General features: G+C 74.0%; 10 protein-coding genes and 1 pseudogene. 5 read left to right on the top strand and 6 right to left on the bottom strand.

From position 1 onward, the window contains the following. Positions 1-6: 6 nt before the first annotated feature. Together AB0Q99_RS05170 and AB0Q99_RS05165 are read right to left on the bottom strand one after the other, a co-directional pair. Positions 7-1,461 carry an ABC transporter substrate-binding protein gene (locus AB0Q99_RS05170; protein WP_363568632.1) on the bottom strand — a complete coding sequence of 485 codons (1,455 nt, stop codon included), beginning with the start codon at positions 1,459-1,461 and terminating at the stop codon, positions 7-9. Next, positions 1,452-2,039 (bottom strand): hypothetical protein, encoded by a 588-nt coding sequence (locus AB0Q99_RS05165; RefSeq protein ID WP_363568630.1) that lies wholly within the window; start codon positions 2,037-2,039, stop codon positions 1,452-1,454. The genes AB0Q99_RS05170 and AB0Q99_RS05165 overlap by 10 nt, the downstream gene beginning before the upstream one ends. Positions 2,040-2,144: 105 nt before the next feature. On the opposite strand from AB0Q99_RS05165, the gene AB0Q99_RS05160 reads away from it, so the two are divergent. Together AB0Q99_RS05160 and AB0Q99_RS05155 are read left to right on the top strand one after the other, a co-directional pair. Continuing rightward, complete coding sequence (locus AB0Q99_RS05160) at positions 2,145-2,840, top strand: hypothetical protein (RefSeq protein WP_363568629.1); 696 nt, start codon at positions 2,145-2,147, stop codon at positions 2,838-2,840. A gap of 6 nt (positions 2,841-2,846) precedes the next feature. Then, positions 2,847-4,865: an ABC transporter permease gene (locus AB0Q99_RS05155; RefSeq protein ID WP_363568627.1), complete on the top strand. Its 2,019-nt coding sequence runs from the start codon at positions 2,847-2,849 to the stop codon at positions 4,863-4,865. Positions 4,866-4,927: 62 nt separating this feature from the next. Here the strand turns inward: AB0Q99_RS05155 and AB0Q99_RS05150 are convergent, their stop codons facing one another. Further along, entirely contained in the window at positions 4,928-5,221 is a 294-nt protein-coding gene (locus AB0Q99_RS05150; protein ID WP_363568625.1) for a hypothetical protein, read from the bottom strand. A 380-nt stretch (positions 5,222-5,601) separates the two neighbouring features. Here AB0Q99_RS05150 and AB0Q99_RS05145 point away from each other — a divergent pair. Continuing rightward, positions 5,602-6,357 (top strand): annotated as a pseudogene (locus AB0Q99_RS05145) (ABC transporter ATP-binding protein); the annotation flags it as partial. Further along, positions 6,357-7,061, top strand: a complete 705-nt coding sequence (locus AB0Q99_RS05140) for an ATP-binding cassette domain-containing protein (RefSeq protein WP_363568623.1) — start codon at positions 6,357-6,359, stop codon at positions 7,059-7,061. The pseudogene AB0Q99_RS05145 and the gene AB0Q99_RS05140, both read left to right, overlap by 1 nt. A gap of 684 nt (positions 7,062-7,745) precedes the next feature. Here AB0Q99_RS05140 and AB0Q99_RS05135 read toward each other — a convergent pair. Both AB0Q99_RS05135 and AB0Q99_RS05130 read right to left on the bottom strand, forming a co-directional pair. Beyond that, complete coding sequence (locus AB0Q99_RS05135; RefSeq protein ID WP_363568621.1) at positions 7,746-8,531, bottom strand: GNAT family N-acetyltransferase; 786 nt, start codon at positions 8,529-8,531, stop codon at positions 7,746-7,748. A gap of 228 nt (positions 8,532-8,759) precedes the next feature. Continuing rightward, entirely contained in the window at positions 8,760-9,323 is a 564-nt protein-coding gene (locus AB0Q99_RS05130; protein WP_363568619.1) for a 3'-5' exonuclease, read from the bottom strand. A gap of 268 nt (positions 9,324-9,591) precedes the next feature. Between AB0Q99_RS05130 and AB0Q99_RS05125 the strand changes: the two genes are divergently transcribed. Then, entirely contained in the window at positions 9,592-10,632 is a 1,041-nt protein-coding gene (locus AB0Q99_RS05125) for a hypothetical protein (protein WP_363568617.1), read from the top strand. A gap of 110 nt (positions 10,633-10,742) precedes the next feature. Here AB0Q99_RS05125 and AB0Q99_RS05120 read toward each other — a convergent pair whose 3' ends face one another. Next, positions 10,743-11,672 carry an NADP-dependent oxidoreductase gene (locus tag AB0Q99_RS05120; RefSeq protein ID WP_363568615.1) on the bottom strand — a complete coding sequence of 310 codons (930 nt, stop codon included), beginning with the start codon at positions 11,670-11,672 and terminating at the stop codon, positions 10,743-10,745. Between the last annotated feature and the right edge of the window lie 67 nt (positions 11,673-11,739).

Raw genomic sequence — 11,739 nt, 5'->3', positions numbered from 1 at the left:
CAGCGGCTACGGCCGGTACGGCAGCTGCGGCACGTCGAAGCAGGTGGTCGTCATCGACGGCACCTGGGTGACCCAGCCGCCCCGCCCGCCCTGCGCCGAGTCCTGCCAGCGGGCGGCGTTCAGGCAGTCGCGGGACGGGCTGGCGGGCGGCGGCTGCGGGACGAAGGAGGCGGGCAGGATCAGGCCGTGCGCGTCGTACGGCTCGGCGCGGTTCATGAACGCCTCGACGCAGGAGCGGGTCGGCGCGGCACCGCAGGAGTCCAGCGCGTCGGTCAGCCACTGCGCGCCCGCCCAGCCCTCCAGCTCCCAGGCGGACAGCTGCGGGGCCCGGTCCGGGTAGTAGCGGGCCATCGCGGTACGGAAGTCGTGCACCGCCGGGTACTGCTCGTCCTCGTAGTTCAGGCTCGACGAGGTCGCCCAGAGCACGTTGCGGCAGTTCGGCGAGGACTGGTAGTCCTTCCGTACCGACTCCGACCAGTTCTGCACGTTGGTGACCTTCGCGGTGACCGTCACCCCGGACTCGTCCAGCGCCCGGCACAGTGCCGCGTTGCCCCGGGTGTCCATGGCGTCGAACAGCAGCTGCGAACCGTCGGCGCGCACGGCCGCGGCCACCGCCTGGAAGTTCGGCAGCGCGAAGTCCACCGTCTGCAGCAGCACCCGGTAGCCCTCCGCCTCCAGCCCGGCCTTCAGCTGCCCGGCGTAGCGCGCCGAGTCGGCCTGGTTGTACGCGACCACGGCGGCGCTGCTCGCGCCCAGGCGCTGCTTGAAGAAACGGAACACCTCGGTGCTCTGGTAGAGCGTGCCGTTCCAGCCGACCGAGCGACCGTCGCGCGGCGCGGCGCTGCCGTAGATCTCGTACAGGTGCGGCCAGCGGTCGTACGCCGTGCCGATCGGCTGGCCGCCGACGTCCGGCACCGCCTTTCCGCTCACGTACGGCGCGCCCGCGTAGTCGAGGACGCTGCCGCTGACGAAGGCGAAGACGTGCTCCTGGTCGATCAGCCGGTGCACGCAGTCCTGGTTGCCGGCCCCGCTGCCGCCGTCGTCGCAGGTCACCGGCCGGACGGTGCGGCCGTGCAGGCCGCCGCGGTCGTTCAGGGCCTGGAAGAAGGCCAGCGCACCGTACCGGGGGCCGCTGAACACTTCGCTGCCGACCGGGCTGGTGAGGGAGGTGACGATGCCGATCCGGATCTCGTCGGCGGTGACCCCGGTGTCGGAGGCGGGGTTGGCGCTCCCGGTGCCGCCGGTGCCGCTGGCGTTCCCGGTGCCGGCGGTGCCGCCGGTCGCTCCCGGGGTGGGGGTGGCGCGGGCGCTGAAGGCGTCGCCGGGCAGCCGGGTGCCGCAACCGGCCAGCAGCGCCGCGAGGAGCAGGAGGAGGACCAGGACCCCCGCCGCGACACGGCCGGGCCGCCGGCGCGCGAAGGCGACGGCGGCCCGGCACCGCGCGGGGGTGGTCAGCTGCATCCGGGGATCGGGGTGCCGCTGGCGCCGCCCGCCTGGGTCAGCAGACCGCACAGGGTCGAGCGGGACACCTTCCAGGTGCCGTTCTCCAGGACGGCCTGGCCGGAGGCGTTCGGCTCGACCACCGTGCCCTGGAGGGACAGCGAGTAGGTGACGGTCGCGTGGGAGGCGTCGGCGAACGCGACGTCGGTGACCTTCGCCTGCACCTGGCCGACCCGCGGGTCCTGCGAGAAGCCCTGCAGCGCCGGGAGCAGCTCGTCGCCGCCCTGGAGCAGGGCGGCCTTGTCGGGGATCGGGGTGTTGGGGTCGAAGAACTTCTCCCAGTTGGTGGTGATCGCCGTCGTGGCGGCCGCCTGGTCGGCGGGGGCGGTGCCGCTCGCGGTGGCGGTGCCGGTCGGGCTCGCGGCGGCGGTCGGGCTCGGGCTCGGGCTCGCGCTCGCCGGGGAGGTCGCCGAGGAGCCGGACTTGCTGCTGCTACTGCACGCGGCCGCCGTGCCCGCCAGCACCAGGGCGAGCAGGACGCTCACCGTCCGCAGGGCCGGGCCGCCGCCCGTGGGGGCGCCGCTTCGCGTCACGTGCATGGTGTTTCCTCTCGACTGCGCCGCCCGGGCCGGTCCCCCGGTCTCCCGGATGCTGTTCCAGGCCAATCCTGGAAACGTCTCACGTGACACCATGAAGGCGGATCCATGGACGAATCGCATTCCGACCGAGAAATCACCCGTAACGCCCCGGAGGGTTCCTCCTTCCGGGGCGGTGTGCTCCGGCGCGGTTCCCTCCGGGTCGGTGTCCTCCGGGGCGCGCGCGAGTGGGTGGGCTGGGTGCTCGTCGCGCTGGGGGCCCTGCTGTGCGTGCTCGGTTGGTACGGGGTCTCCGGCGAACGGTTCGTCGAGGAGCAGGTCCCCTATCTGGCCTCGGCCACCATCCCCGGCGCGGCACTGATCGTGGCCGGCGCCGTCGTGGTCGCGCTGCGGTCGCCGACCCCGCCGGGGCACGGGGGCCTGACCGACCGACGGGTGGAACGGCTGTACGGGCTGCTCGTCGAACCCTCCGGTGCCGGGCCCGGCACGGACCTGGGCGCCGGGACGGGCGCGGACGCCGGACCCGACGCCGCACCGGGCTTTCCCGATCCGGCCGGACGGGATGGTGAGGGGTGGCTGGCCGTCCCCGAAGGCACCCGCTACCACCGCCCGGACTGTCCGCTGGTCACCGGCAAGGCGCGGGCCGCACCGGTCGGCCCGGACGCCGTCCGGACCCGGGGCCTGACGCCTTGCCCGCTCTGCTCACCGCCCCCGCCGGACCCTGACCTCGGAACCGCCCCCGGCACCGGCCCCGACCTCGGTCCCGACACCCGTCCGGGCGAATCCGCCCCGCCGACCGGGTGAACGCCCATGACCACCGCCGCTCTGCTCACCACCACCGCCCTGCTGACCGACGCCCCCGCCCCCGACTCGCTCGGCCTCACCGTCGACCTCGCCCTCGCCGGACTCACCGTCGGCAGCGCCGCCGCCCTCAGCGGCATCGGCCTGGTCGTCTGCCACCGCGCCACCGGAGTGCTCAACATCGCCCAGGGCGCCCAGGCGATGGCCATCGCCTACCTGCTGCGCGACCTCGTCGTGGTGCGGCACTGGCCGGTCTGGCCGGCCGTCGCCTGCTGCCTGCTGGTCGTCGCCCCCGCGCTCGGCGTCCTGCTCGACGTCCTGGTCTACCGCCCGCTGCAACGGCGCGGCGCCGGACCGGCCGAGACCGTGGTCGCCGGGCTCGGCGTGTTCGTGCTGCTCATCGGCGTGGCCGTCCTGCTCTGGGGCGCGGCACCGCTGGCCGGCTCCCCCTCCCCGCTCGGCGGCGCCGCGATCCACCTGCCCGGCGGGCACCGCCTGCGGCCCGACACCGTCGCCCAGCTCGCCGCCATCCTCGTCCTGGGCCTCACCGTCTTCGCCACCACCCGGTGGACCCGCTTCGGCCTCCGCCTGCGCGCCGTCGTCGACGACCGCCGGCTCGCCGCCCTGGCCGGTGTCGACGCAGACCGGGTCTCCGCCGTCGGCTGGGCCTTCGGCACCTTCACCGCCGGGCTCGTCGGCATCGCCCTCGCGCCGTACCTGCTCCTCGACCCGTACGGGCTGCCGCTCCTGGTGATGGAGACCATGGCGGTCGCGGTCGCCGCCCGGCTGCGCAGCATCCCGGTCGCCGTCGCCACCGGGCTGGCCCTCGGCATCGCCCAGTCGGAGCTCACCCGGCTCCACCCCTCCGGGCAGCTGCTGCCGCTGGTCCAGGCGGTGCAGTCCAACCTGTTCGTGATCGCGCTGCTCGCCACCGCCCTGCTCGCCGGGCCACAGCTCGGCGGGGAACGGACCGGGACCACGCCGCTGCCCGCCCGCCGCCCGGGAGGTCGCGGCGGCGGGCGACCTGCCGGGGCGGTCTGCCTGGTGCTGCTCCTGCTACCGCTCGGTTTCCGGGGCAACGACCTGCACAACGCCCTGCTCGTCCCCGCGCTCGCCCTCGTCCTGCTGTCGATCGTCGTGGTCACCGGTTACGGCGGGCAGATCTCGCTCGGCCAGGCCGGGTACGCGGGGCTCGGCGCGCTCGGCACCGGGCTGCTGATGTCCGGACGCGTCCCCGGGCTCCCCCCGCTGCCCGCCGCGCCGGCGCTGCTGATCGCCGTCCTCGCCACCGCGCCGCTCGGCCTGCTCACCGGTTGGCCCGCGATCCGGCGACGCGGACTCGCGCTGGCCCTGGTCACCTTCGCGGTGGGGATGGCCATGAGCCGCTTCGTCTTCCAGCAGCCGTACGCCACCACCGGGCTGGTGCTCGACCGCCCGTCCTTCCTGAGCGGCGACCGTGCCTTCTACCTCGCCGAGCTGCTGCTGCTCGGCCTCGGCCTGCTCGCCGTCCGGGGCCTGCACCGGGGGCGCCTGGGCCGGGCCCTGACCGCCATGCGGGACCACGAACCGGGCGCGGTGGCGGCGGGCGTGGACGTCCCCGGGCTCAAGCTGTTCGCCTTCGTCGCGGGCGCGGCACTCGCCGCACTCGGCGGCGGCCTGATCGGCCTCGCCGGACGCGCCTTCGACCCGGTCGACTTCGACCCGGTGCGCGGCCTCCTCTGGTTCGCGGCCGTCGTCGTCGCCGGCGCCGACAGCGCCCTCGCCGCCGTGCTGGCCGCCGCCCTGCTGATCGGCCTCGACGTCGGCACGGTCGCCGGTGTCTCCGCCGTCGCCGTCGGTGCCCTCGCCACCGTCATCGGCCGCCTTCCCGGCGGCCTGGCCGCCCTCTCCCTCTCCCGGCACCGCCCACCCCCGACGCCGCCCCCGACACCTTTCCCGCCGCTGCCCCTGACGCGCCTCACCCCAGCGGGACGCCGGGTCCGGGCGGCGATCGCGGCCCGGCAGGCGAGGGACGAACGGGCATCATGAGCAACTCTCATGCCATCCCGGGGACCGCGCGACGAGGAGCCATGAGCAAGTCTCATGGCGCGTCACCGGCCATCCGACGAGGACCCATGAGTGTCATGGGTCGACCTCCATACCGACAGCGTGGTCTCGGGGGTCGTTTCGCTCTCGCCGTTGGCCTGGTGGGTGCCCGGATCGCAGGGCGGGTGCACCAGAACCACGGGGTGACCGGTCGCCGGCAGCCCGTCCACCACCAAGCCGCAGGCGGCCTCGATGCCCTGTTCGGTGTGCGCCGGTTCCCGACGGTCGGCACCGACAACGGAGTTCTCCATGACATGGACGCCGTGGGTCTCGATCGCCCGACTCCGTCCGATGAACACGACGGTCGTCCTCCCACGCCGGCGGCGGAGCACCTGCCCGTTCGTGAGGTCGTCTGCCGGGAGGCCATCGATCGGCCCTCGGCGAGGCACGCGCCTGAAGCCAATCGGACGGCCTCGGCCCGGCGGAGCCGGCGTAGCCCATCGTGGCCCATCGTGGCCGACGAGGGGCTCGCGCGACTGGCCGTGCACCCACCGGGACCGAGAGGTCACGACCCTGCCGAAGAGGGTTGCAGAAGGGACGGTCCTCTCATGAGCGCCGCTCATGACGCCTCACCGGCGAACCTGTCCGAACGGCGATCAGGGCAGGGGACGGAACGGCCATGAGCAACACTCATGACCGACCCGCCGCGCGTCTGACCGCCCGGGGCATCGTCCGGCGCTACGGGGGGATCGAGGCGGTGGCCGGGGTGGATCTGGTGGCGTCGCCGGGGCGGATCACCGCGCTGATCGGGCCGAACGGGGCGGGCAAGAGCACCCTGTTCGACTGTCTCGCCGGCACCGCGCACCCCGACGCCGGGCGGGTGGTGCTCGGCGGGCGGGACGTCACCGGACTGCCCGCGCATCGGCGGGTACGGCTCGGGTTGGCGCGTACGTTCCAGCAGATCGCCGTCTTCCCCACCCTCTCGGTGGCCGACAACGTCCGGGTGGGTGCCGAGCAGCGGACCGAGCGGGCGGGGCGGTCCGGACCGGCCGGGCAGACCGGGCAGACCTGGGTGACCAGGTGGGCCCGGCGGGGCGGACGCGTCGAGGCGCGGGCCGTGGCGGAGCGGACGGCCCGGGCGCTGCGGCTGTTCGGGCTGCAGGACATCGCCGCCGAGCCCGCCGGGGAGCAACCGACGGGCGTGCTGCGGCTGGTGGAGCTGGCACGGGCACTGGCGGGCGGACCCCGGGTGCTGCTGCTGGACGAGCCGGCGGCCGGGCTCGACGCCGTGCAGACGGCCCGGCTGGTGTCCGTGCTGCGGGGCCTCGCCGAGGACGGCATGGCGCTGCTGCTGGTCGAGCACGACGCCGAGCTGGTCGCCGAACTCGCCGACGCCGTGTACGCCATGGCCGAGGGCCGGATGATCGCGAGCGGCCCGACCGCGACGGTGCTCGCCGACCCCCGGGTCACCCGGGCCTGGGGAGCGATGACCTGATGCCCGTCGAAGCCGCCCTCCGTGCCGCCCGGGTCCGGTACGGCCCGTTGGAGGCCCTGCACGGGGTCGACCTCGCCTTCCCGTCGGCCGCCGTCACCGTGCTGCTCGGCCGCAACGGCTCCGGGCGGACGAGCGCGCTGCACGCCCTCGCCGGGGTCGTTCCACTGTCGGGCGGACGGGTGGTGTGGCGGGGCCGGGACGTCGGCGGACTGTCGGTGCACCAGCGGGTACGGCGGGGACTGGCCCTCGTCCCGGCCGACCGTGGGGTGTTCACGTCGCTGACCGTCGCCGAGAACCTGGGCCTGGGCCGGCCGGGACAGGAGGAAGTGCTGGAGCTCTTCCCGGAGTTGACCCCGCTGCTGCACCGCCGGGCCGGCACCCTCTCGGGCGGTCAGCAGCAACTGGTCGCCGTCGGAAGGGCCTTGGTGGCACGACCGACCCTCCTCCTGCTCGACGAGCCCGAACGCGGGCTGGCCCCCGCCGTCGCCGCCCGGTTGCATGCCCGGCTGCTGGCCGACGCCGCCACCGGCCGCACGGTCGTGCTCACGGCGCAGACGCTCCCGCGTACGCTCACCGAGGCAGCGGTGGTGCACGTACTGCACCGGGGCGAGGTGGTCTTCTCCGGTGAGCCCGGAGAGGCCACCGGCCTGCCGACCGATGGCGATCGGCGCGACGGGGCAGCACCGCGGGCGCAGGCGTCGTAGGGTCCAGGAACCCGGATCGACGGCTTCCGGGAGGATCGCGGGCCCCCGGAGCCGTACCCCACCGGTGCGGCCCCGCACGCGCACCGGTCGGGTCAGTGACGGTCAGCGCTCCCCGCGGTGGCGCCGGGCCGGCGGCCTGCTGTTGCTCGCCACCGCCGCCCGGCGCGAGGCGCTCCGACTCCGGCCGGGGCACACCGCGCGGGGCGTACTGCCCCTGGTGGCGGCGGTCGGCGGGCCGCTCCGGTACGCCCTCGCCCAGACCGCCGCGCACGACACCGGGGCGCAGCGGAGCACCTGCTTCGGGCAGGTCCGGCTCGCGGGCGAGTGCCACCTGCTCGCCGGCCGTCAGGTGCGGCTCCGGGTCGGACCGTTGCCGGGCGAGCGCCCGCACGATCGTGCCCCTGAGCCCCAGCCCGAACCCCAGTCCCAGCCCGAGCCCGAACCCGAACCTGAGCAGGACGGGGGTGACGGAGACTGCACGAAGAACGCCGGAGCGGCGGAGGTGGAACACGGTACGGCTCCCTTCCCGGGAGCCCGGACGGCCCCCGTTCGCGATGCCTCAACGATGCCCCCACCACCCCTCCCTCACATGTACCGAACGGCACATCCTCCGCAGCGACACCCGCTGTGCCCCTGCCGATCGGCAGGGGCACAGCGGACACCGAGCGCGCTTGGAGCCCCGCCCTACGGCCGGTACACGTACGGCGTCGTCGTGCTCAGCCGGGCGAAGCCGAGGCGCTGGAGGATGGGGCGGCTGTCCTCACTGGCGTCGACCTGCAGGTAGTGGTAGCCGAGGTCGGCGGCGAGCCGGGCACGGTGCGCGACGAGGGCGCGGTAGATGCCCCGGCCGCGCCAGTCGGGGACGGTACCCCCGCCCCAGAGGCCGGCGAACCCGGTGCCGGGGTTCAGCTCCATCCGGGCCGCGGACACCGGGCGGTCGCCGGCCAGCGCGACGACCATGCCAACGGTGCCGGTGCCGTGCCGGAGGTGGTCGAGCATCCGCCCGCGCAGGCCCGGGAGGTCGGCGCCGAAGGCCTGGGCGTGGGCCTCCACCATCAGGTCGACCCCGGCCGGATCGGTGACCGCGTGCAGCCGCACGCCCTCGGGGAGGACGACCTCGGTGGGCAGGTCGGCGATCCGGGCGATCATCAGCGCCTCGTCCGGCCCGGGGGTGAACCCGGCCGCGCGCAGCCGTTCCCCGAGGTCCGCGGGGCGGTCGTGGGAGTAGGCCTTCCACTCGAACTCCAGGCCAAGGGCGGTGAAGTGGCGCACCTGTTCGGCGATCGCCGCGTCCGCCGCGTCCGCCGCAGCCTCGTCCAGGCCGGACCACACCACACCGTTCCAGTCACCCGGCCCGCCCACCTGCCGCACCACCGCACTGTCGCGCTCGACCCGGACACCGGGGCCGTCGGGCCGCGCGTTGCGCCGGATCCGGTCGTCGAACAGGGCGAGCACCTCGTCATGATCCATCCGCTCACTCCAGCACGGCCCGCGAGCACCCGCCATCGAGTTTCCGTCCGACCGCCTCCCCCGGGGACGGACGCCGGGCAGCAGCGGGCAGGGAGCCGGCGGAGCAGAGCGCGCGGTCGACGGCGGCGTGTCCGCGCCGGGAACCGGTGCCGGTCGTGCGAGCCCGCTCCGAGCCCGCTCCGGGCCCGCTCCGGGCCCGCTCCGGGCCCGCTCCGGGCCAGGACCGGGTCAGGACCGGGGCCAGTCGCCGCGTGACGCCAGGTCCAGGACCAGGGCGGCGATGTTCCACGCGTCGTCGTCGCCCCGGTGGTGGCGGCCCTCCAGCGGGAGGCCGGCCAGGGTCAGGGCCTGGGCCATTCCGGGGCGGCGGCGCAGGGCGTGGGAGGCGGTGAAGGCGACCTTCGCGTTGGTGTGGTGGTGGCCGAAGGGGTACGCGGTACCGGTCTGCCGGCACTGGCGGGTGAACTGGTTGCGGTCGTAGTCGCCCCAACTGGCCCAGGGCAGCGAGCCCGTCCGGTGCTGGACCGCCAGCGTCCGGCAGGCTTCGGCGAAGGAGAGGCCGCCGTCCACCTCGTCCTGGGTCAGCCCCGTCAGCTCGGTGCAGAAGGGGCTCACCCGCGACCGGGCCGGGCGCACCAACAGCCGGTGCTTGGCGAGGCGTTCGCCTGCGCGAAGGTCGACGACGGTGAGCCCGATCTCGATGATCTCGCTCACCTGGCCGGGCGGTGGCTGCCCGTCCCAGCAGGTCGCCTCGACATCGACCACGTTCAGCAGGTGCTCGTTGACGTCCATGGGGGTGAGCGTAGGGACGTGCCCGCCTCGGGTCATCCGAATATTTCCGCCGGCGAGTGGCTGAACCGCCGGCGTCCAGGTCAGAGGCCTTCGAAATATCATCAGCCATAGGGAAGAAAAGGCCGATAAGCCCCTCACTCAGTCCGTCGAGTTCCGCTTTCCGCCCGACCGAGTGATCTCCTGGCATCCAGGGCCGTCGCGCCGGGAAGAACACGCGCCAGGCGCCACCCTTCCACCCGATGCACCGGCGAGAGAGCGGGTTTCCTCGATGACGACCACCACTCCCCAGTCTGCGTCGCCACCCGAGAACTCGCCGATCGACAAACTGAAGAACGGCCTGGGATTCCTCCTGGCCGCCTTCGTCGGCGCCCTCAACCTCCTGGGCCTTCGCAATTCCGAGGTCACCGCCGTCCTGCGGAACGATCCGCTTGAGGCCACGCTGGTGGGTGGCCTGATGCTTCTCGCCCTCACCGCCGCGGTGGTGGCCATCTTCCTGCCGAACAGCAAGACGATGCCGCCCTACTTCGTTCCGGCCGTCTTCGCCGCCTGCATCGCCCTGACACCCGTGGTGATCTGCACCATCACCATCCCGTTGCAGAGCACGGGCGACGCCTGCTTCTGGGCCATCTTCTCGGCCGTCGCGCTCGTCGTCCTCACGGTGCTGCTCGGGTTCCAGTGGTGCGGCTGGACAGTGGCGTTCGCATGGATCGCCGCGAGAACGCGTCGTCAGCGCCCGGCGCCGGCACGACCGGGGGTGCGGGCGGGAATCACCTCGATCCTGCTCATTTGCTCCGTCATTCTCACCGCCATCGCGACTTTCGCCGCTGCCCGCCTGGAGGTCAGGAGCCAGGTCTCCGCGGCCAATCCCAGCATCTCGGCCGTGATGAAAGGCAACGGATCGACCGAGGACCTCTCACTCACGATCGCCGCGTCGAGGATTGCCGACGGTGACAAGGTCGGCCTGATCGTCCAGGCGGTGCCTCGCACGTATCCGCTGGTTCAGACGTGTTCCGACGCCCACTACTGGCGCCTGGACGACTGCCTCTCCAAGGCGGTCTGCAACGCGCGGGACAACAATCCGTGCGATGTGATCGTGAGCAGCGTCTTGCAACCGGACTCCACCGGGGAGATCAACACCACGGTCGATGCGCCGGTGTCCACGAGCGCTTATCAGTTCGTCGACGTCAGGGCTCAGATCTGCGACATCGACTGGACGGTGATGCCCGAAAATCAAACGGTCTCCCCTCGAACGTGCAAGTTCGACAAGAACAAGACCACTCTGGCCTTTCTTCGCATTCCTCCCCCCTGAGCCGTGGCGGGCACGGCCGCACCACCCCGCACGGCCGCACCACCCCGCACGGCCGCACCACCCCGCGCGGGTGGGCGGCCGGTGCGGGTGGGCGGCCGCCGGATCCGCCGTCAGACCGTGAGGACGATCTTGCCGCGCAGGTGCCCCTGCTCGCTGACCCGCTGCGCCTCGGCCGCCTCCGCCAGCGGGAACACCCGGTGCAGCGGCAGCCGCAGGGTGCCAGCCTCGTGCAGGGCGAGCGCGGCCGCGTAGGCGCGCTGGTGGTGGAACTCGACGCCCTCGGCGCCACCGGTGAAACGGATGCCGTACTGCTCCGCGCCCACGATGTCGGCGATGGTCAGGACCCGGTCCGCACTGCCCGTCAGCTCGACGGACAGCGGCAGCACCCCGCCCTGCCCGGCCGCGTCCAGCGCCCGGTCCACCCCGCCCGGGGCGATCGCCCGCACCCGCTCGGCCAGGCCCTCGCCGTACGTCACCGGAATCGCGCCGAGCTCGCGCAGGTGGTCGTGGTTGGCCTCGCTCGCGGTGCCGATCACGGTGATCCCGCGCGCCCGGGCGAACTGCAGCAGCACGGTGCCGACCCCGCCCGCCGCGCCGTGCACCAGCAGGGTCTCGCCCGCCTGCGCGCCGAGGACGTCGAGCGCCCGATCGGCGGTCTCGGCGGCCACCGGGATCGCCGCGGCCTCCTCCCAGCCGAGCGCGGCGGGCTTGCGGCCCAGCATCACCGCGGGCACCAGCGCGTGCTCGGCGTAGCCGCCGCCCATCACGGCGCCGAACACCTCGTCGCCGGGCGCGAACCCGCTCACGCCCTCGCCGAGGGCCTCCACCACACCGGCCAGCTCATAGCCGTTCACGGCCGGGAAGGTGACCGGGAAGACCTCGGCCATCGCGCCGCTGCGCACCTTGTGGTCCAGCGGGTTGACGCCGACCGTCCGGACCGCGACCCGCACCTGGCCGGGCCCGGGGGCGGGCAGCTCGATGTCGATCGGGTGCAGCACGTCCGCGCCGCCGTACTCGTGGAACGCGATCGCCTTGGTCATGGGAAGTCCTTGGGGTTTCGGGGAGTTGCTTCGTCCGACGGTTCCCATCCTGAGCACAAAGCCGCGA

It is taken from the genome of Kitasatospora sp. NPDC086791, assembly GCF_040685975.1.
GTDB lineage: Bacteria > Actinomycetota > Actinomycetes > Streptomycetales > Streptomycetaceae > Kitasatospora.
Note: the sequence above shows the minus strand (reverse complement) of the source record. Positions and strands in the feature narration are given on the sequence as shown.

Excerpts from the sequence above, each read along its gene's own strand:
- AB0Q99_RS05170 (WP_363568632.1), bottom strand. The coding sequence starts at position 1,461 with ATGCAGCTGACCACCCCCGCGCGGTGCCGGGCCGCCGTCGCCTTCGCG.
- AB0Q99_RS05165 (WP_363568630.1), bottom strand. The coding sequence starts at position 2,039 with ATGCACGTGACGCGAAGCGGCGCCCCCACGGGCGGCGGCCCGGCCCTG.
- AB0Q99_RS05160 (WP_363568629.1), top strand. The coding sequence starts at position 2,145 with ATGGACGAATCGCATTCCGACCGAGAAATCACCCGTAACGCCCCGGAG.
- AB0Q99_RS05155 (WP_363568627.1), top strand. The coding sequence starts at position 2,847 with ATGACCACCGCCGCTCTGCTCACCACCACCGCCCTGCTGACCGACGCC.
- AB0Q99_RS05140 (WP_363568623.1), top strand. The coding sequence starts at position 6,357 with ATGCCCGTCGAAGCCGCCCTCCGTGCCGCCCGGGTCCGGTACGGCCCG.
- AB0Q99_RS05135 (WP_363568621.1), bottom strand. The coding sequence starts at position 8,531 with ATGGATCATGACGAGGTGCTCGCCCTGTTCGACGACCGGATCCGGCGC.
- AB0Q99_RS05130 (WP_363568619.1), bottom strand. The coding sequence starts at position 9,323 with ATGGACGTCAACGAGCACCTGCTGAACGTGGTCGATGTCGAGGCGACC.
- AB0Q99_RS05125 (WP_363568617.1), top strand. The coding sequence starts at position 9,592 with ATGACGACCACCACTCCCCAGTCTGCGTCGCCACCCGAGAACTCGCCG.
- AB0Q99_RS05120 (WP_363568615.1), bottom strand. The coding sequence starts at position 11,672 with ATGACCAAGGCGATCGCGTTCCACGAGTACGGCGGCGCGGACGTGCTG.